We start from the raw sequence: 20,127 nt of genomic DNA, 5'->3' as shown, positions 1-20,127 counted from the left end.
TTCGACGTTTGCGCGTAACACGCGACAGGCAAAGATGGGGCAGCAGGAATGATTGGGCGCAGATCACAGCGCGATTCCGAAGAAGACATGGACGTCAGACCCAAGGGTTTTGATGACTATGAGGTACGGCTTGGCGATGTCATGCGCGGCGAACGTGCAACGATGGGCAAGTCGCTTCTGGATGTGCAGCGTGAACTGCGAATCAAAGCCAACTACATCGCCGCCATCGAAAATGCAGATCCCGATGCCTTTGACACACCCGGCTTCATCGCCGGGTATGTGCGTTCATATGCCCGCTATCTGGGCATGAACCCCGATGAGACTTTTGCGACCTTCTGTCAGGAAAGCGGTTTCGAGGTTGCGCATGGCATGTCGGCCGAGGCGTCGGTGGTCAAAAAGGCGCAAGGTGGTTTGCCCTCACGCGGGCCGATGGGACGTGATCCGTTTGTCTCGCCCAATACGCCTTATATTCCGGGCCGCGAATCCGTAGTCAGCCAGATTGAACCGCGTGCTATTGGATCGACGCTGGTGCTGTTGGCCGTCATTGGCGGCATCGGTTATGGGGGCTGGTCGGTTCTGAACCGCATTCAGCAGGTGCAGGTCAGCCCGGTTGAGCAGGCCCCCGTCGTGCTTACAGACCTTGACCCGCTGGATGCCGCGCAGGCCCGGCCCGAGGCAACGGAACTGGCCAGCGCCGAGGTGCCAAGCTCTGAAGCGCTGGATCGTCTGTATCGTCCGCAGGCACTTGATGTGCCGGTGCTGGTGGCGCGCGATGCGCCGATTTCCACCCTTGATCCGCGCAATGTCGGAACGTTCCGCGCGCCTGAACCTCCGCAAATCAAAGTGACCGAAGTTCATACGGTTGAACGCCCGGCCTTGCCTCAAGTGGTTGAAAAGCTGGATACGACGCTGAAGATCGTGGCCGTGAACCCTGCTTGGATGCGTGTCACTGCAGCCGATGGCAGCGTGATTTTCGAAGGAACTCTGGGCACCGTTGAGCAGGGCAGCACGTTTGAAGTGCCGCTCACCGAGGAACCCCCGCAACTGCGAGCAGGAGCCGCGGGGTCGGTCTATTTCTCGATGAATGGCGAACACTTTGGTCCTGTGGGCGCGCCGGGTACGGTGGCCAAAGGTGTTGTTCTGTCAAAGGATGCCGTTGCAGAAACCTTCGCAGTTGCCGATCTTGAGGCCGATCAGAACAGCGCACTCAAGCAACTGGTGGCCGAGTTGCAGACCGAGGCGGCAGAAGCGCCCGCCGAGTGATCTTGGCATTGCTCCCCAAGGGATGGCGAACTATCTAAGGGTCAATTCAGGCTGATCCGGATCGATCCTCATGTCGCTCAATCACGTGCGCCCTTGGCGCAATATCTATCGCCGCAAATCCCGCCAGATCATGGTTGGCAATGTGCCCGTCGGAGGTGACGCACCGATTGCCGTGCAGACCATGACCAACACGCTGACCACCGATGTGGCTGCGACCGTGGCACAGGTGCAGGCGGCAGCAGAGGCGGGGGCGGATATCGTGCGGGTCTCGGTCCCGGATGAGGCCTCGTCAAAAGCGCTGAAAGAGATCGTGCGCGAAAGCCCTGTTCCTATCGTGGCTGATATTCATTTCCACTACCGTCGCGGAATCGAATCCGCCGAGGCCGGTGCGGCCTGTCTGCGGATCAATCCGGGCAATATCGGCGATGAAAAACGGGTGAAAGAGGTCATCAAAGCCGCGCGAGACCACAATTGCTCGATCCGGATCGGGGTGAACGCAGGGAGCCTGGAAAAGCACCTGCTTGAGAAATACGGCGAGCCGTGCCCCGAAGCGATGGTCGAGAGCGGGTTGGAGCATATCCGTATTCTCGAAGACAACGACTTTCACAATTTCAAGATCAGTGTGAAGGCCAGCGACGTATTCCTGTCAGCCGCGGCTTATCAGGGCATTGCCGAGGCGACGGATGCGCCCATCCATCTGGGCATCACCGAGGCCGGAGGGCTGGTCAGCGGCACCATCAAATCGGCCATCGGTCTGGGCAATCTGCTGTGGATGGGCATTGGCGACACGATCCGCGTCAGCCTGTCTGCTGATCCGGTGGAAGAGGTCAAGGTCGGCTATGAGATCCTGAAATCTCTGGGCCTGCGCCATCGCGGCGTGAACATCATCTCATGCCCCTCCTGCGCGCGACAGGGTTTTGACGTAATCAAAACGGTTGAGGCGTTGGAGCATCGCTTGGAACACATCAAGACACCCATGAGCCTGTCGATCATCGGCTGTGTCGTGAACGGTCCGGGTGAGGCGCTGATGACCGATGTCGGTTTCACCGGTGGCGGGGCAGGCTCGGGCATGGTCTATCTGGCAGGCAAAGCCAGCCACAAGATGTCAAACGACCAGATGATTGATCACATCGTTGAAGAGGTCGAAAAGAAGGCAGCAGAGCTGGATGCGGCAGCTGAAGCTGCTGAGTAACAAGGCCTATGCAACAGGCATTTGCTGTGTTGCGCAGTGAATGCCGCCGCCCAGCTCGCCCAATACGTCGACATTCAATGCAATGTTCTCGCGCCCGGGGTAGTGACGAGCTAGGGCCATCTGTGCAATCTCATCGGTTTCGCGGTCTCCGAACTGGGCCATCACGATGCCGCCATTACAAACATAGTAATTCGCATAAGACGCCACGAATTCGGGATCGTTAACTCGGCGCCTATTGGGTTCAGGGATCACCTCAACCTGCAATCCTTCGGCGACGAGACGGTCATGAGTATCAAGGGCCGCGACATGAAACGGATCATCCATATCCGGCTCGTCTGGCAGGTTGATCAAAACGCGCCCAGGGCCGGTGAAGCGCGCCAGACTGTCGATGTGGTAATCGGTGATATCCTCGCCCCAGACCCCATCGGACCAGACCATGCGGTCGGCCCCATATGCAGCCAGTAATCGAGATTCAATTTCATTGCGTGACAGGTCTGGATTGCGGTTCTCATTCACCCATGAGCTTTCATGGGCCATGATCAACCCATGACCGTCTTGTTCTACACCGCCGGCCTCGCCTTTCAAGCCGGTCGGAAGCAGGGGCAGACCGAGATGGTCGGCAACCTTGGCAGCGATCCGCGCATCGTGTTTGTGCACCTGTTTCCGACCCCAGCCGTTGAACTGGATATGAGTGACCGCAATCCCGCCTCGATTGTCGATCACGAAGATTGGACCCGCGTCGCGGCACCACAAATCTTCGGTTGGAACATCCCAGAGCTCGACTGATGAGGATAGTTTTTGACGCGCATCCGCATGGTGCTTTGCCGCCGCAAGCATTGTCACGGGTTCAAAGGCGGAAATGGCGTTCGCGATTTCCGCGATGGTTTGTTGCACCATATCCAGAAAGATCTGGTCACGGTAAACTTTGCGGCTGACCGGCCATTGCATAAATGTGCGTTCGTGGGGCGCTTCTTCCGCCGGTACAAAGAAGTTTGAGGTGCGCTGAGCGAGGGCTTGCTTAGACAGGCCCATAAAACTCAGCGCACCTCCAGTGAGTAAGAGGTTCCGTCGATCCATGCTGGAAACCCACAGTGATGACTTAACCCTGTTCTGCCCGAACACCATTTGCGATCTGGAGCATTTGGTCTGCGGGCAGGTACCCGCGCATCATTTCGGTGCCCAGAACAAAGGACGGTGTGCCTGAAATCCGCAGCTTTTGCGCCAGATCGCGGGTTTTTGCGATTTCTTCGGTGACCTCATCGCTGTTCATTGCCGCGATGATCGCGTCGCTGTCCAGACCCAGCCCATCTGAAATCCGGCGCAGGGTCACCTCGGAGGGCTCGCCGCTGAATTCCAGCAGAGCGTCATGGACCTGCTTATAGGCATCGTCTCCGGCCACCTGTTTTGTTGCGATGGCAAAGCGGGATGACGCTACAGAGGCATCGCCCAGGATCGGCAATTCCTTAATCACAAGACGGATATTGCCGTCCTCGGCCAGCAGGGTGGCCACTTCGGGCACGGCGCGTCGACAGTAACCGCAACGGTAGTCCATGAACTCGACCAGAGTAATATCGCCGTCCGGATTGCCACCGACCCAGCTGTAACCGTCATTAAAAAGCTCGTCAGCGTTGGCCGCGACAAGCTCCTTGTCAGCCTGAGCCTCGGCAACGGCATTGCGTTCCTCAAGGATGTTGATCGCCTCGAGGATCACTTCGGGGTTTTCCAGAAGGTATTCGCGCACCTGTGCGCCAAACTCGGCCTTCTCGGCGTCGCTCATCGCGTTCAATTCCAGCGCCTGCGCAGGACCAGTGATCAGGGAAAGACCCAATAGGGCCGGTGCAGCATGTCTCAGGATCATTTCCGTTTCCTCTTTTTCTTCTTCTTTGCGCGCTCCGAGGCAATCAACACATCCTGTGCCCTTTGCCAACCCGGAGAGCCTTCGGGGAGCTGTGCAACAGCCCGTTTAGCATGTATGCCCGCATCATCAAGTCGGCCCTGCAGCGCATAGCGTTCTGCAGTCACCGCAGACGCCATTCCGTTGTTGCCCACCTGCGAATAGGCAGAACCCAGATCCTGCATCAGCCGGGCATTGCGATAGTCGCGTGCGCGCGCCTTTTCAAGCACTTGCAGGGCTTTCTTCGTCTTGCCATCCGCCAGCAAAGCACGTCCGTAACCGGCGAGGATCAGGGCATTGTTGGGCGCCATATCAACGGCTGCACCGTAGGCATCCACAGCTTCGCGCACGCGCCGGTTCTCCAATAGAATCTGGCCCTTCAATTCATAAAAAAACGGATCGTCAGGGCGAATCTCCAGCGCACCATCGATTGCGGCGCGGGCACGGGCGAGATCGCGATTTTGATGATGGGCCGATGCCTCGCGCATCAGGCGTATGTCACGATCTTTTTCTTCGCCCGCGCGACGCATGGTCCAGGTCGGGGATCGAAGAAAGGCTGACAACTTACCTTTGATCCGCGCGAACCAGTAATCGGCATTTGCGTTTTGCTCTGCCTTGTCGCCGAATTCGTTCAGAAAGGCCTCGGCCGCGCGCAAACGTTCGCGGCTGGTAGGGTGTGAGCGCATGTAGGGGTCTTGATTGACGGGGTTCAACAGCTCTTGCCCCGCGAACTTACGGTGCAGGTTGACCATCCCGCGCGGAGATACTCCCGCCCAACGCAAATAGCTGGCAGCACTTCGATCCGCCGAGGCTTCTTCGGCCCGCGTATGGCCCAGAAAGCTGCGCAGCGCCGAGGCTTGTGTGCCCGCTGCAATTCCTGCAGCAGCTTCTCCGCCACCTGCGGCTGCGGCTGCAAGCGCTAAAAGTGTCCCAAGCTGCGCGTTACGTTGTGCCGCGCGCAGGTTCTCTGAGCGTCTGGCCAGGTGGCCGTTGGCGATGTGCGCGGCCTCGTGTGCGATCACCGCTTGCAGCATCTCGGGCGTATCGACGCTCAGGATCAAGCCATAGTTGATATAGATCGTGTTGTAATCGATCACGAAGGCATTGAACGTACCATCATTGACGATCAGTACGCGCACCCGGTTGGTGTTCAGGCCAGCGGCCCGCAGGATCGGAAAGGCGAGCTCTTGCAGCCCGTGTTCAATGTCGGGATCGCGGATAAGGCTTTGCGCGCTGGCCTGCATGGCGCTGATCGACCATGTCACTGCCAGCAGCAACACGGCCGGGATTGACGCCAGCCGGGATAAGCGTTCAAAAGCCATGGCTGCAACATGGGAGATGGCCATGAGAAACTCAACCCGTTCCGGGGTCGATCCCTTCATCGTGATGGACGTGATGGAGGCCGCGCGCAAGGCGGAAGAAGCCGGGCGGCATGTCGTTCACATGGAAGTAGGTCAACCGGGGACCGGCGCACCCAAAGGGGCAACCGAAGCATTGGCGAAGGCCATGGAACAAGGGCCGCTTGGGTATACGGTGGCTTTGGGTTTGCCCGCTCTTCGTCAGCGGATCGCGCAGATGTATGGCGAATGGTATGACGTTGATCTCAATCCAGAACGGGTGGTGATCACACCGGGATCTTCGGGCGGGTTTTTGCTCGCCTTTACCGCTCTGTTCGACAGCGGTGATCGGGTGGGGATTGGTGCCCCGGGATATCCCTCATATAGGCAAATCCTGAAAGCATTGGGTTTGGTGCCGGTAGACTTGCCGACAGCACCGGAAAACCGGCTGCAGCCGGTGCCCGCCGATTTCGCGGGGCTTGATTTGCAGGGATTGATGGTTGCCTCGCCTGCCAACCCGACTGGGACAATGCTGGATCATGCGGCGATGCAGGCGCTGATCGATGCGGCGCACGCGCAGGGTGCATCGTTCATCAGTGACGAGATTTACCACGGGCTGGAATACGAGGCCAAAGCCGTCACTGCGCTGGAGCTGACGGATGAGTGCTATGTGATCAACTCATTCTCCAAATATTTCTCGATGACCGGTTGGCGCGTTGGCTGGATGGTTGTGCCCGAAGATCAGGTACGGGTGGTTGAGCGGATTGCCCAGAACATGTTCATCTGCGCGCCTCACGCCAGTCAGGTGGCCGCATTGGCTGCTATGGATTGTGACGACGAATTGCAGGCCAATCTGGATGTATACCGCCGCAATCGTCTGATGATGCTGGACGGGTTGCCCAAGGCCGGATTTACCAATATCGCACCCCCGGATGGGGCGTTTTATGTTTACGCGGATGTCTCAGACTTGACCGATGACAGCCGGGCATTTGCAGCCGAGATTCTCGACAAAGCCGGGGTTGCCGTGACGCCGGGGCTGGATTTCGACCCGGTGCGCGGGCACACGACGCTGCGATTTTCCTATGCGCGATCGACCGAAGACATTCAGGAAGGGCTGGATCGGCTGCAACGTTTTATGGCCAAGCGAGGTGCGATCCCGCAATCGGCCTAAAGCGTTCACAAAGGCGGCGTCATGCGATAGGCTCTGCCTCAAACGATCTCGGGATAACTTGAGGCCATGAGCAGGATTTTCTACGCAATCGCCCTGATCTGGGCGTTGAACGGTGTCGCTGTCGCGCAGGACTTCAGCGCGCTCGCACGCGTCCTTCCGGACCAGAGCGGCATCGTCGATGATGGTAATACCGGCGTAAGGGTCGAACTTGGGCTGACTCAAGGCGTGCCATACCGCGTGTTCACGCTGCGCGATCCATACCGCGTGGTTCTGGATTTCCAAGAGGTCGACTGGTCTGGCCTGAACCGCGAGACCTTCCTACAAACCAGCCGGATCAGCGGTGTTCAATTCGGGGCATACGTGCCCGGTTGGTCGCGTCTGGTGTTGGAGCTGGGCGCTCCGCTGGCGGTGGAAACAGCTGATCTGCGGGTTGATCAGGCGACGGGCACTGCTCAACTATCGCTGCACCTAAAAGGCACTGATTTTGACAGTTTTGCAGCCAGCGCAGGTGCCCCCCGTCAGCCCGGCTGGGATTTGCCGGAACCCGCAGTGACACCGGCACTGCCACGGCGCGACGGTGTGCGGGCGGTACGGGTCATGCTGGATCCCGGGCATGGCGGCATTGATCCCGGGGCAGAATTCGCTGATACAAATGAGAAAACACTGATGCTGACCTTCGCGCGAGAGCTGCGAGAGGCGCTGCTGCGTACCGGCGGTTTCGAAGTGGTGATGACGCGTGTTGACGATCAATTCGTCTCGCTCGAACGCCGTATCTCGCTGGCACATCAGGCCGGGGCTGACGTGTTTATCTCACTGCATGCGGATTCGCTTTCCGAAGGGCTGGCGCATGGGTCGGTCGTGTACACTCTTTCAGAGGAAGCTTCAGACGTTGCCAGTCAAAAGCTGGCCGAACGGCATGACCGGAGTGATTTGATCGCAGGTATTGATCTCAGCGGTGCAGACGATCAGGTCGCTGATGTGTTGCTGGATCTGGCTCGGCAAGAGACTGTGCCACGCAGTAGCGCACTGGCGCGCTCGCTGGTGGATGGAATGACGCAGCAGGGAGGCCCGATGAATCGTCGTCCGCTACGTTCTTCGTCGTTTTCGGTGTTGAAGGCAGCCGATATCCCATCGGTTCTGGTTGAGTTGGGTTTTTTGTCCAGCCCGCGCGATTTCAAGAACATCTCTGATCCAAACTGGCGCGCATCCATGGCGCATGGGCTTGTGCAGGGGCTTGAGAACTGGCGTCGGGACGATCTGGTGAAGCGATCTCTGATCGGACAATGACGCAGCGGCGCAAAACAGCCATTGTAGCCTTTCGTGTTTTGACCCTGCGCGGGGGCGACACTATATAGGCGTCATCGCGAGTAAAAGGCAGTAACGTGATCCGGTTCATTCTTTCGTTCTTCGGGGCAATTTTCAGTCTCGTGACCTTAGGTATTTTTATGGCCGCGCTGGTCGTTGGCGCGGTGTTCTGGATGTATGGCCGAGACCTGCCCAGTCATGAATCATTGGCACAATACAAACCACCGACGATCAGCCGGATTTACTCGGGTGAGGGCCAGCTGATCGACGAATTTGCGCAGGAGCGCCGCCTGTTCACGCCGTCCGAGGAAATTCCCGATCTGGTAAAACAGGCGTTTATCTCGGCGGAAGACAAAAATTTCTATACCCATCAGGGCTATGACCCGCGTGGGATCATTGCTGCCGGGGTCGAGGCAGTGCGCACTAAAGGCGAAACCGTTCGTGGTGCGTCAACCATCACGCAGCAGGTGATGAAGAACTTCCTTTTGTCCGGTGACCGCCGGGCCGAGCGCAAGATCAAGGAAATTATCCTCGCCACCCGGCTTGAGGATACCTTGGACAAGGAACAGATCCTCGAACTGTATATGAACGAGATCTTTCTGGGCCAGAACTCTTATGGTGTGACCGCTGCAGCGCAGACCTATTTCAACAAAACTCTGCAGGAACTGGCCCCGCATGAGGCCGCGATGCTGGCGGCGATGCCCAAGGCACCATCGGACTACCATCCTGTGCGGCAGAAAGAACGTTTGCTGAACCGCCGCAACTATGTGCTGCGCGAGATGCAACAGAACGGCTATATCGATCAGGCCACCTATGAGACCGAAGTCGAGATGCCTTTGCGTTCGGTTCAGAACGGGGATTTTGAAAGCTTCCGCACTGCACTGCCGCCGCGTGACTATTTCACCGACGAAATCCGACGCCAGTTGAGCGAGGATTTTGGCGAGGGTGAGTTCTTCACTGGCGGTTTCACCGTACGCGCCTCGGTGGATGAGGAAATGCAGGTCGAAGCGGCGAAAGCCCTACGCACGGCGCTGCAGAAATACGACCGCTCTCGCGGGCGGTGGCGCGGCACAGGCGAGGTCATCGCCGAGGAGAAGCTGGCGGATGAAGCACAGTGGCGCGAGGCGCTGGCGATCATGGAAATCCCCCGCGACGTGGTGCTGCCGACGCAGTGGTATCCGGCCGTTGTTCTGAACGTGGCCGACCAATCCCTGACGGTCGGGATCGAAGATGGCCCAGTAGATGGCACCGTCCCGCGCGAAGACATCAAATGGATGCAGGGCAACTTCCAGGACAATTTCAAACGCGGCGATGTCATTCTGGTAATGGCTGGCGAAGAGGGGCAGTGGTCTGCCCGTCAGGTGCCAGAAGTGCAGGGCGGCTTTGTCGCGATGGACGTGAATTCGGGCCGTGTTCTGGCGATGCAGGGTGGGTTCTCGTATCAGGACACGGTATTCAACCGCGCCACTCAGGCGCAGCGCCAGCCCGGGTCCAGCTTCAAGCCATTCGTTTATGCAGCGGCGCTAGACAGCGGATACAGCCCCGCAACGATCGTTGTGGATGCGCCGATTGAAGTGAATACACCGCAGGGACTGTGGCGACCCAAGAACTCGACGAACAAGTTTTACGGTCCAACGCCCTTGCGTACCGGGATCGAACAGTCGCGGAACCTGATGACCATCCGTCTGGCGCAAGAAGTCACCATGCCCGTTGTTGCGGGCTATGCCGAGCGGTTTGGCGTCTATGATCGGATGGGGGCGTTCCTTGCGAACTCGCTGGGGTCAGAAGAGACGACGCTGTATAAGATGGTTGCTGCTTATGCGATGTTCGCCAATGGTGGTGAACGGGTCGAACCAACGTTGGTCGACCGTATTCAGGACCGGTTTGGCAAGACCATCTATCGCCATGACGATCGCCAGTGCGTCGATTGTAACTCTAGCTGGCTTGAGCCTGATGAATCGCCCACGATCCTCACCGATCGCAGCCAGGTCATGGATGCCATCACCGCCTACCAGTTGACGTCGATGATGAAGGGCGTGGTTGATCGCGGCACTGCATCGCGTGTTGTGAACCTGCCCGTGCCCACAGCGGGGAAGACCGGCACCACGAACGAATCCAAGGATGCGTGGTTCATCGGTTTCACCTCAAATATCGTGGCCGGTTGCTACATCGGTTATGACCGCCCGCGCCCCATGGGCCGAGGAGCCTACGGCGGCACCTTGTGCGGCCCTGTGTTCCAAAGCTTTATGGAAAAAGCAGTCGAGAAATACGGCGGTGGCCCGTTCGAGGTGCCTCCAGGTGGCCATTTCATCAAGATTGACCGTTTCAGCGGCGCGCGCCTGCCAGAAGACGCGAGTGGAGAATATGTGGTCGCCGAGTATTTCCGTGATGGCGTGGATGGTTTTATCGATCGCGTCTATGACGGTGGCTTCGCGATGGGATCTGACCTGCCGTTGTTTGAAGAGGCAAGTTCGGGCCGTCAGGTGACCACCTCAACCGGGGATACGATCACCGTTGGCCCCAATGCCAGCCAGGGCGATCTGCAGGGCGGCGGGCTTTACTGATCCGCCCAAGTTTCCCGGCTCAGTCGTCTTGTGGTGCCTCGCACCTCTTGCTATCACGCACACCTGATTGAGCAAGTTGGGACCTGACCATGCGCGCCGAAACCCAGAATATTGTGGCGGAAATCGAAAAGTCGCTGGAGCTGCTGGCGCAGCGCATGGACTATGAAACAGCGCCGCACCGGTTGGAGGAATTCAACGCGCGTGTTGAAGATCCGAACCTGTGGGACAATCCCGAGAACGCGCAGAAATTGATGCGCGAACGGCAGTTGCTGGTCGATGCCATCGAGACCTACGAATCCATCAAGACCGATCTCAGCGACAATATCGAGCTGATCGAACTGGGCGAGATGGAAGAGGACGAAGAGGTCGTAACCGACGCCGAAGAAGCGATCAAAAAGCTGCAGACCAAGGCCGCAAAGAAAGAGCTTGAGGCGCTGCTTGATGGCGAAGCGGACGGCAATGATACCTTCCTTGAGATCAACTCGGGCGCAGGCGGTACGGAAAGCTGCGACTGGGCCTCGATGCTGGCGCGGATGTATGTCCGCTGGGCCGAGAAAAAAGGCTATACGGTCGAACTGCAATCCGAGACAGCGGGGGAAGAGGCGGGGATCAAGTCCGCCGCCTACAAGATCACTGGCCACAACGCCTATGGCTGGCTTAAATCGGAAAGTGGCGTGCACCGTTTGGTGCGTATCTCTCCGTTCGACTCGGCGGCCAAGCGGCATACCTCGTTCAGTTCGGTCTGGGTTTATCCTGTGGTGGACGACAATATCGAGATCGAGGTGAACCCATCGGATATCCGCGTTGATACCTACCGGTCCTCGGGCGCGGGTGGTCAGCACGTGAACACGACGGACTCGGCGGTTCGGATTACGCATATTCCGACCGGAATCGTGGTCACCAGTTCCGAGAAATCGCAGCACCAGAACCGCGATATTGCCATGAAAGCGCTGAAATCACGGCTGTACCAGCAAGAGCTGGATCGCAGAAACGCCGAGATCAACGCCGCCCACGAAGCCAAGGGCGATGCGGGTTGGGGCAACCAGATCCGGTCTTACGTGCTGCAGCCCTATCAGATGGTCAAAGACTTGCGGACCAATCATGAAACATCCGACACCAAAGGTGTGCTGGATGGCGATCTGGATGGTTTCATGGCGGCGACACTGGCCCTGAATGTCTCAGGCAAAAGCCGGTCCGAGGCACAGGGCGAGGGCTAATTGCGGCAGTCCCTGACCTCGGCTATGAACCTGATCAAGGGCCACTGGCAATTGATCGCAATTGTCGCGTTGGTGTTTGTGTTCTGGAACACGATGCTGGTGCTTCCGTTGAAAATCCTGGTTGTGTTCCTGCATGAGCTTTCGCATGCCGGTGCCATTATCCTGACCGGTGGTTCGGTTGAAAGTTTCTCGGTCTCTCCACAACAAGGTGGCCTGGTTATTGGCCGAGGAGGCAATCGGTTTGTCAGTCTGTCAGCGGGATATCTTGGGTCCTTGATGCTTGGGATGGGCCTGCTGATGATCGCCCTGCGCACCAATGCCGATCAGGCTGCGCTTGGTCTCTTTGGGGGAGTCATGCTGATTGTTGCGCTCCTGTATATCCGGGAACCGTTTGCCATGGCGTTCAGCGCGGGCTGTGGAGCGGTGATGCTGGCCACCGCGTGGTTCCTGAACCGCAACCTGTGTGATCTGATTCTACGGGTCATCGGGCTGACCAGCATGATCTACGTTCCGTTTGACATTTTCGATGACACGATCCGACGCGCGGGATTGCGATCAGATGCATATATGCTGGCTGAAGAATTCGGCGGAACCACCATGATGTGGGGCGGGTTGTGGCTGGTGCTTAGTCTGGTGATGATCGTCTTTGGTCTGAAGAATGTGCTGGGCCGCGACAGCAATGTGCGGATCGACCTCAGGATCAGATGATCTGCGCTCTTGCGTCGCTTTTCTTCGCGAAATTCTAAAAAGATACATTTAAACAGTGGCTTTAAATGGTCCGAGCACGTCGCTAGGCTGATGACGAGCAGCCAAAGGACCAACCCGCATGGATTTGACCAGAGCATCCGCGACGGACATTCTTGACGCCTTGTCCCGCCGACAGCTTTCAGCTGCAGAACTGATGCGCGCGACGCTGGATCGGATCGCCCAGGTGAACGGTGAGGTAAACGCGATTGTCGCGCTGCGGGATGAAGACGCTTTGATGGCCGAGGCGCGGGCGGCGGATGCCGCGTCACCTCGCGGCGCACTGTACGGGTTGCCGATAGCGGTGAAAGATCTGGTAAATGTGGCAGGGATCACTTCGACGCAGGGTTCGCCATTGTTCAAAGATCATGTGCCACAAACTGACGATCTGCTGGCCACCCGGCTAAGGGATGCTGGGGCAATTCTGATCGGTAAGACCAACACGCCGGAATTCGGACTGGGTTCGCACACGTTCAATCCTGTCTATGGTGCAACACGTAACCCCTATGATCCCACGAAAACCTGTGGAGGTTCGTCGGGCGGTGCAGCAGTGGCGTTGGCGACGGGAATGCTGGCGCTGGCGGACGGCTCGGACATGATGGGCAGCCTGCGCAACCCGGCTGCCTGGAACAACGTCTACGGGTTCAGGCCAAGTTGGGGGCGCGTTCCGTCCGAGCCAGTGGGGGACAGTTATCTGCATCAGCTTTCAACACTGGGGCCTATGGCGCGCAGCCCCGAAGACATCGGGCTATTGCTTGACGTCATATCCGGCCCTGATTCAAGGATGCCTTTAAGCACAGAGGTCGAGAGCGTGTCGCCCGTTCAAGCGGCTGATCTGACAGGGCTGCGCATAGGCTGGTTGGGCGATTGGGGCGGGGCGTTTCCGTGCGAAGAGGGTATCCTCGCGCTATGCCGCGATGCTTTGCACGTTTTCGAAGAACGCGGTGCGCGAGTTGAGGCGCTTGCACCCCCGTTTGACGCGGACCTGATCTGGGACAGTTGGATTACTCTGCGCTCCTGGTCAGTGGCCGCAGGGTTGGAGCCTTTGGCCAAGAAGAAATCATCACTCAAAGACACCGCTCAATGGGAATTGGAGCGAGGCCTGGCGCTCAGCGCGATGGATGTGCACCGGGCCAGTGTGAACCGGTCTGACTGGCACAAGCGGGCGGTGGAGCTTTTCGAAGACTATGACGCCTTGGTGTTGCCCGCAGCGCAGGTCTGGCCGTTCGAACTCGAAACGCCGTACCCAACCGAAATCAAGGGGCAGGGGATGGATACCTACCATCGCTGGATGCAGGTCGTGACACCCGTCAGCCTTTTGGGGTTGCCCTGTCTGGGTGCGCCTGTCGGTTTTGGAGCACAAGGGCTGCCGATGGGAATGCAGCTGTTCGGTCCGCGTGGTGCAGATGCGCGGATCTTGTCGATTGGGGCGGCATATCATTCTGCAACGCTTTGGCCTCAGAAACGACCCGCCATGTAGAACAACCGCCCGGGAGGAGAAAACAAGAATGGACAAACCCTTTGGTGTGCCGACGCTGAAACCCGTTGATACCGCGATGCTGAAAGAAGCGTTACGCCGAGCTTGGCAGGATTATCGCCGCGCGCCGCTTTTCGGACTTCTGTTCGCAGGCTTCTACGTGCTGGCCGGGTGGCTGATGGCGTGGGTCACGCTGCAGACGGGAACGTCGTTCTGGCTGGTTTTGGCCGCGATCGGCTTTCCCCTGATCGGGCCGTTTGCTGCCGTGGGATTATATGAGGTCTCGCACCGGCTGGAACAGGGTGAGCCGTTGAATCCCGGTGCGATCTTCGGCGTGGTCATACAGCAAAGCCGAAGGCAACTGCCGTCGATCTGCGCCATTATCGTGGTGATCTTTCTGTTCTGGTTCTTTCTGGGCCACATGATCTTTGCCCTGTTCATGGGGCTGTCGACGATGACCAATATTTCAACATCATTTGAGGTGTTCCTGACCCCGAATGGGCTGAGCATGTTGGTATTGGGCACACTGGTCGGGGCCGTATTTGCAATCATTCTGTACATGATCACCGTGCTGTCGATCCCTATGCTGCTGGATCGTGAGCTGGATTTTGTGACCGCGATGATCACCAGCTTTGCCTATGTCAAAGCGAACATGGGTGTGATGCTGGCCTGGGGGGCCTTCATCGCGATCATCACTTTTTTGGCGATGATCCCTTGGTTCCTGGGCCTGTTTATCGTCCTGCCTTTGCTGGGGCATGCCAGCTGGCATCTTTATCGCTTGATCTTGGACAACGATCCGTCCGGGGCTGCTCAGCCGACACCCTCTTAAATCTGTCCGTTTAAGTCAGGCCCTGATGAATTGTGCGCCTTTCGGGCCGATTGCAGTGCTGCGGACAAATCATGCCCAAGGTGATGCAGCGTAAGCCGTCTTACATCGGATCCACTGCCACCGGCCAACCGATACACATAACCCGACCATTCCTGAGGTGCCGATTCAGGCGGAAGGTTCAGAACCATCATTCTGCAATCCTGTGCGCCGGGCCGGGACATCAATGCGCAGACTTGTCCGCCGATGTGAGAAACGATGCCCTGAACCTCACGCATGGGCGCGGAGCATTTCGGCATATGCGACAAGGGTTCATAGCTGCGCAGCAAGGTGCAATGCCTAATGCGGCGCATAAACAGTAGCCGGTGAAGTGTTGGTTCGCGTCGGTTTGGTGAGGCCTCAGCGGCGTGATAAAATCCGGTCGCCATAGTTTTTTCTGACCCGGTGACGAGAAATCGATCGATGATTTCTGATGCGGGATGAGCGGCGACCGGTTCTATTTCATCCAAAGGTTTCAGCAGGATACGCGCGTCGATATCGAAGAATCGACACATCCGGTCCAGCACATCCGGCCTGGGAAAACTTTCACCTGACAGATAGCGATTAAACTGCGTTCGATTGATGCCCAATTGGCGGCAAAGCTCTGAAACCGACCGATAACTGTTTGCGAGCTGCCTGAGGTTGGCTCCGAACATGCTGCGCAATTCTGCGGGGCTGCGATTGATGTCGGTCACTTCTGTCCCAGATTTCCGTTTGTATCTTCAGCAAAAACAGGTTTGCGGCGGCACAGCGGCCGCGCAGTATTCAGAAATCGTAAAGTTGACCCCAACGGGCGCTGCAAAGCGCCTCGCTACGCGTCACAGGCTAGTCTGATGATAAGCAAAATCAATAGGCTTTCAGCCTATTTGCATGATCTTTTTCATGCTGTTGCTCATATTTGATGAACGCATTAAGCCTTTTTGAGGTTAGCAGGGCACAATGGCCAAGCAGGCCGCCGCCCCGAGAATGAATTCAGTCCCAGGGCGGAAATGGGGCTTAGTCACCGCGCAACAGGGCTGCAACTCCGGTACGGGCGATTTCAATCAAGCCAAGAGGGCGCATCAGATCGGCAAAGGCATCGATCTTGTCCGGTGCACCGGTGATCTCGAAGATGAACGAATTCAGCGTACTATCGACGACATTGGCCCGGAAAATGTCGGCCAGTCGCAGGGCTTCGACCCGTTTGTCGCCTTCACCCACAACCTTTATGATCGCCAACTCGCGCTCGACCGAAGCACCTTCGACTGTCAGATCATGCACGTCACGGACCGACACGATGCGTCCAAGCTGCGCCTTGATCTGCTCAATCACTTGCGGGGTGCCGGTGGTGACGATGGTAATTCGGCTGAGATGCCCGGTGTGGTCAACCTCGGCAACCGTTAGACTTTCAATATTATAGCCACGACCCGAGAACAGACCAATTACGCGGGCCAGAACCCCCGGTTCGTTTTCAACCAGCACCGCGATCGTGTGTTGTTCCTGCACGTCCGAGAATGTTGGGCGTAGGTTATATGCAGAATGGCGGGTTGCACCTTTTTTGATTTGCAGGGCAGACATTCATGTCCCTTTCATGATCTTGAGAGAGCCGGGCGCCATCCTGCGCCCGATAAAGTTAGTCGAATTTTGTTAAACCAGAACCGACCCCTTGCTATCGATCACGCCCTGCGTTTCGGCTTCGCCCAGCAGCATCTCATTGTGGGCCTTGCCCGATGGGATCATCGGGAAGCAATTCTCGTGCTTTTCGACCACGCAGTCGAAGATGACCGGACCGTCGTAATTGATCATCTCGATGATCGCGTCGTCCAGATCGGCCGGGTCGGAACACAGGATACCCTTGGCACCAAAGGCTTCAGCGAGTTTGACGAAATCAGGCAGGGCCTCGGACCACGAATGCGAATAGCGTTCGCCGTGCAGCAGTTCTTGCCATTGTCGTACCATTCCAAGCCGCTCGTTATTCAGAATGAACTGTTTCACGGGCAGGCGGTATTGCGCGGCCGTGCCCATTTCCTGCATGTTCATCAGCCACGAGGCCTCACCAGCCACGTTGATGACCAGCGCATCGGGATGTGCCATTTGCACACCGATCGAGGCGGGGAAACCATAGCCCATAGTGCCCAGCCCGCCCGAAGTCATCCAGCGGTTGGGGTCTTCAAAGCCCAGGTATTGCGCCGCCCACATCTGGTGCTGTCCAACCTCGGTCGTGACATAGCGGTCATATTTCTTCGTCAGCTCTTCAAGCCGTTGCAGCGCGTATTGCGGCTTGATGGTCTTCTCGCTGTTTGTGAAGGCAAGGCAGTTGACCTTGCGCCATTCGTTAATCTGGTCTTGCCACTGCTTGATATTGGCAGCGTCTGATTTGCGACCGCGTGCTTTCCAGACTTTCAGAATATCCTCAAGCACGTGGGCAACATCGCCAACTATTGGGATGTCGACACGGATAACTTTGTTGATCGACGACGGGTCGATATCTACATGGGCTTTGATTGAGTTCGGCGAGAACGCATCGATCCGGCCGGTGATACGGTCATCAAATCGCGCGCCGATGTTGATCATCAGATCGCAATCATGCATCGCCATGTTGGCCTCGTAGAGCCCATGCATCCCAAGCATGCCGATCCAGTTTTCGCCCGAGGCCGGATAGGCCCCAAGCCCCATCAGAGTCGAAGTGATCGGAAAGCCGGTTGCATCCACCAGTTCGCGCAGCAGCTGGCTGGCAGCTGGACCAGAATTGATAACGCCACCACCGGTATAGAAGACTGGTTTCTTCGCGGTCTCGATTGCTGCGACGAGTTCCGTGATTTCTTCCAAATCGCCTTTCAATACCGGCTGATAATGGGAAGTTGACGGTTTCGGCGTTGTATACTCTCCCGAGGCAAACTGAACGTCCTTCGGAATATCGACCAGCACGGGGCCGGGGCGACCCGATGTGGCCACATGGAAGGCTTCGTGCATAGTCGCCGCCAGCGAGTCGGTATCCTTCACCAACCAGTTGTGCTTGGTGCAGGGGCGGGTGATGCCCACGGTGTCGGCTTCCTGAAAGGCGTCAGAGCCAATCATGAAGGTCGGAACCTGACCGGTCAGAACAACGATCGGAATTGAATCCAACAACGCATCGGTCAAGCCGGTCACGGCATTGGTCGCGCCAGGACCGGATGTGACCAAAGCAACGCCCGGCTTGCCGGTCGAGCGGGCATAGCCTTCGGCAGCATGTACCGCACCTTGCTCATGCCGTACCAGAATGTGACGGATGTCATTTTGCAGAAAGATCTCGTCATAGATCGGTAGGACGGCGCCACCGGGGTATCCGAATACCGTGTCCACGCCCTGATCCTTGAGGGCCTGAACCACCATCTTTGCGCCGGTCATCTCACGTGTCATCTGCTTTGCTCCGTTCGCGACATGTGTCTTGCGTGTTGCCAAAAAAAGCCCCCGAGATTTTCGGAGGCGCATGGGTTCGATTATGGTTTACCGTTACCGGCCCATGCGCGTGTTTCCTACGATTACGACTAGCGCTTTCATCGCCAGAGGCTCCTTCTTTGCGTGCAGGGACATTATGGTTGAGGGGAAGGGGCGTCAACAGGCAAATACAAAAATATTGTAAGTCTGGGCTTGTGGGATTTGATATTTTGTTGCGCAAAATGACGCAGGTCGAGAAATATCCGCGAAAATTCGCCGCAAATTGGTGGGCGATCGGGTGATCAACAGTGGTCTGATTGCGTCAGGCCCATGTCTGAAACAGACCAGAGCAGCGCCCGATGCTGAGGCAGGCTGGTGAAAACAGCGCTAAATCGGGAGGTCAGACATGCTGCACGATCTTGTGGATCTGGGGCGCTATCCGATCGATCGGCCTGATTCATACGGGTACAGGCAGCTGATCGCGGACCTGAGGCGGGACCTGGAAGCTGATGGATGCGCGGTCCTCCCCGGCTTTGTGCACGAAGATGGCCTTGGGAAACTGATCGCTGAGGCCGATCACGTCGCTCCCAAAGCCCATCGATCGTTCAATCGTACGAATGCCTATTTTACGCAGGATGATCCCAGTTACGGGATCGGTCATCCAATCCGACGGTTTTATGACCGATCCAACGCCTTTGTTCCGGCTGACAACTTCCCTGTCACAAGCCCGCTGCGGCGTATTTATGAGTATGAAGGTTTCATGCCTTTCATCCGCATGGCTTTGAACGAGCCGGAGGATCGGTTCTTCCGATATGATGACCCGTTGGCGGATGTGATCATCAATGTGGTCGAGAAGGGAGGCGGCTTTCCGTGGCATTTTGACACCAATAATTACACCGTGACGCTGGCAATCCAGAATGGCGAGGAGGGCGGTGCATTCGAATACGCACCCAATCTGCGGACCAGTGAAGACGAGAATTTCAAAGGCGTCGCTGCGATTTTGGATGGCAGCAGGAGGGGCGTACACCAACTGGAACTGCAACCGGGCGACCTGCAGATTTTCAAGGGGCGCTATGCCTTGCACCGGGTAGCGCCGGTTGAAGGACAACGGAAACGCTATGTTGGTATCTTTTCGTTTGTCGAAACCGAAGGCATGTGTGGTGGGGTGGAGCGGACCCGTCAACTCTATGGCCGTGTGCTGCCGCATCATTATGAGCGTGAAGGGTTGCGGGGTGATCAACTGCTTGACTGATATGTGCTAGTCTCGGGCCCGAGGTTGGAAGAGGGCTGTTTTGATGCAGATATTACAACTTACACCATTTGTCCTTTGTTCTTCTTTGGACGCGCAGATTGAGTTCTACACTCAGCGGCTTGGGTTTTCCTGCACATTCAGGCAGGACAATTATGCCTTCTTGCGCCGTGATCCTGTGGCGATCCGATTATTGGAATGTCCACCGCGTCAGGATGGGCGCGCATTGGGGGATGAGCAGTCGTTTTATGTTGACGTCAAAGGAATCGACAGCCTGTTCGAAAGCCTGCGCCCCGGGTTGGAGGAGCTGCCTGAAGGGCGGGTGCGCCCGCCATTCGATCAGCCGTATCAGCAGCGCGAATTTCATGTCCTCGATGAAGACGGGACTTTGGTGTTCTTTGGTGAAGATATCAGTGAACGCGGCAGCGGGTAGTGCTCCCGCCCGACTTCAAT

The 20,127-nt window shown here is 57.3% G+C and carries 17 protein-coding genes; 11 read left to right on the top strand and 6 right to left on the bottom strand.

Going from position 1 to position 20,127, the window contains the following annotated elements; genetic code table 11:
- Positions 1-48: 48 nt before the first annotated feature.
- Both AC1DFB_RS08170 and ispG read left to right on the top strand, forming a co-directional pair.
- On the top strand, positions 49-1,263 hold the full coding sequence (locus AC1DFB_RS08170) for a helix-turn-helix domain-containing protein (protein WP_170403043.1): 1,215 nt from the start codon (positions 49-51) through the stop codon (positions 1,261-1,263).
- Between the two features lie 70 nt (positions 1,264-1,333).
- Positions 1,334-2,455, top strand: coding sequence for a flavodoxin-dependent (E)-4-hydroxy-3-methylbut-2-enyl-diphosphate synthase (gene ispG / locus AC1DFB_RS08165; protein ID WP_170396552.1), 1,122 nt, complete (start codon positions 1,334-1,336; stop codon positions 2,453-2,455).
- Positions 2,456-2,461: 6 nt separating this feature from the next.
- Here ispG and AC1DFB_RS08160 read toward each other — a convergent pair whose 3' ends face one another.
- The 3 genes from AC1DFB_RS08160 to AC1DFB_RS08150 are packed head-to-tail and all read right to left on the bottom strand — an operon-like array spanning position 2,462 to position 5,695.
- Positions 2,462-3,532, bottom strand: a complete 1,071-nt coding sequence (locus tag AC1DFB_RS08160; RefSeq protein WP_480922488.1) for an agmatine deiminase family protein — start codon at positions 3,530-3,532, stop codon at positions 2,462-2,464.
- A gap of 22 nt (positions 3,533-3,554) precedes the next feature.
- Entirely contained in the window at positions 3,555-4,313 is a 759-nt protein-coding gene (locus AC1DFB_RS08155) for a DsbA family protein (RefSeq protein WP_170396556.1), read from the bottom strand.
- On the bottom strand, positions 4,310-5,695 hold the full coding sequence (locus AC1DFB_RS08150) for a M48 family metalloprotease (RefSeq protein WP_170422466.1): 1,386 nt from the start codon (positions 5,693-5,695) through the stop codon (positions 4,310-4,312). Before AC1DFB_RS08150 ends, AC1DFB_RS08155 begins: the two co-directional genes overlap by 4 nt.
- Between AC1DFB_RS08150 and AC1DFB_RS08145 the strand changes: the two genes are divergently transcribed.
- From AC1DFB_RS08145 to AC1DFB_RS08115, 7 genes are all read left to right on the top strand, one after another.
- On the top strand, positions 5,694-6,857 hold the full coding sequence (locus AC1DFB_RS08145; RefSeq protein WP_480922487.1) for a pyridoxal phosphate-dependent aminotransferase: 1,164 nt from the start codon (positions 5,694-5,696) through the stop codon (positions 6,855-6,857). The two genes, AC1DFB_RS08150 and AC1DFB_RS08145, sit on opposite strands and share 2 nt — an antisense overlap.
- A gap of 66 nt (positions 6,858-6,923) precedes the next feature.
- Positions 6,924-8,144, top strand: a complete 1,221-nt coding sequence (locus AC1DFB_RS08140; RefSeq protein ID WP_170626681.1) for an N-acetylmuramoyl-L-alanine amidase — start codon at positions 6,924-6,926, stop codon at positions 8,142-8,144.
- Between the two features lie 95 nt (positions 8,145-8,239).
- The gene (locus AC1DFB_RS08135) at positions 8,240-10,726 is read left to right on the top strand and encodes a penicillin-binding protein 1A (RefSeq protein WP_480922486.1); all 2,487 of its coding nucleotides are present in this window, start codon (positions 8,240-8,242) and stop codon (positions 10,724-10,726) included.
- Positions 10,727-10,815: 89 nt separating this feature from the next.
- Complete coding sequence (gene prfB, locus AC1DFB_RS08130) at positions 10,816-11,943, top strand: peptide chain release factor 2 (RefSeq protein WP_170396566.1); 1,128 nt, start codon at positions 10,816-10,818, stop codon at positions 11,941-11,943.
- The gene (locus AC1DFB_RS08125; protein WP_480922485.1) at positions 11,944-12,651 is read left to right on the top strand and encodes a M50 family metallopeptidase; all 708 of its coding nucleotides are present in this window, start codon (positions 11,944-11,946) and stop codon (positions 12,649-12,651) included.
- A gap of 118 nt (positions 12,652-12,769) precedes the next feature.
- Complete coding sequence (locus tag AC1DFB_RS08120) at positions 12,770-14,167, top strand: amidase (protein ID WP_480922484.1); 1,398 nt, start codon at positions 12,770-12,772, stop codon at positions 14,165-14,167.
- A 28-nt stretch (positions 14,168-14,195) separates the two neighbouring features.
- Positions 14,196-14,993 (top strand): DUF2189 domain-containing protein, encoded by a 798-nt coding sequence (locus tag AC1DFB_RS08115; protein WP_170396570.1) that lies wholly within the window; start codon positions 14,196-14,198, stop codon positions 14,991-14,993.
- Here AC1DFB_RS08115 and AC1DFB_RS08110 read toward each other — a convergent pair.
- The 3 genes from AC1DFB_RS08110 to AC1DFB_RS08100 all read right to left on the bottom strand — a co-directional run bounded on the left by AC1DFB_RS08110 (position 14,990) and on the right by AC1DFB_RS08100 (position 18,407).
- Positions 14,990-15,685, bottom strand: a complete 696-nt coding sequence (locus AC1DFB_RS08110; RefSeq protein ID WP_480922598.1) for a helix-turn-helix domain-containing protein — start codon at positions 15,683-15,685, stop codon at positions 14,990-14,992. The genes AC1DFB_RS08115 and AC1DFB_RS08110 overlap by 4 nt on opposite strands.
- Before the next feature lie 340 nt (positions 15,686-16,025).
- Complete coding sequence (gene ilvN, locus AC1DFB_RS08105) at positions 16,026-16,586, bottom strand: acetolactate synthase small subunit (RefSeq protein WP_010442156.1); 561 nt, start codon at positions 16,584-16,586, stop codon at positions 16,026-16,028.
- A 69-nt stretch (positions 16,587-16,655) separates the two neighbouring features.
- Positions 16,656-18,407 carry an acetolactate synthase 3 large subunit gene (locus AC1DFB_RS08100; protein ID WP_480922483.1) on the bottom strand — a complete coding sequence of 584 codons (1,752 nt, stop codon included), beginning with the start codon at positions 18,405-18,407 and terminating at the stop codon, positions 16,656-16,658.
- A 424-nt stretch (positions 18,408-18,831) separates the two neighbouring features.
- Here AC1DFB_RS08100 and AC1DFB_RS08095 point away from each other — a divergent pair, with 424 nt between their 5' ends.
- Together AC1DFB_RS08095 and AC1DFB_RS08090 are read left to right on the top strand one after the other, a co-directional pair.
- Positions 18,832-19,677 carry a HalD/BesD family halogenase gene (locus tag AC1DFB_RS08095; RefSeq protein ID WP_480922482.1) on the top strand — a complete coding sequence of 282 codons (846 nt, stop codon included), beginning with the start codon at positions 18,832-18,834 and terminating at the stop codon, positions 19,675-19,677.
- Positions 19,678-19,720: 43 nt separating this feature from the next.
- Positions 19,721-20,107, top strand: a complete 387-nt coding sequence (locus AC1DFB_RS08090; RefSeq protein ID WP_255612071.1) for a bleomycin resistance protein — start codon at positions 19,721-19,723, stop codon at positions 20,105-20,107.
- Positions 20,108-20,127 lie beyond the last annotated feature (20 nt).

The sequence above is a fragment of the Ruegeria sp. S84 genome (assembly GCF_056583445.1).
Note: the sequence above shows the minus strand (reverse complement) of the source record. Positions and strands in the feature narration are given on the sequence as shown.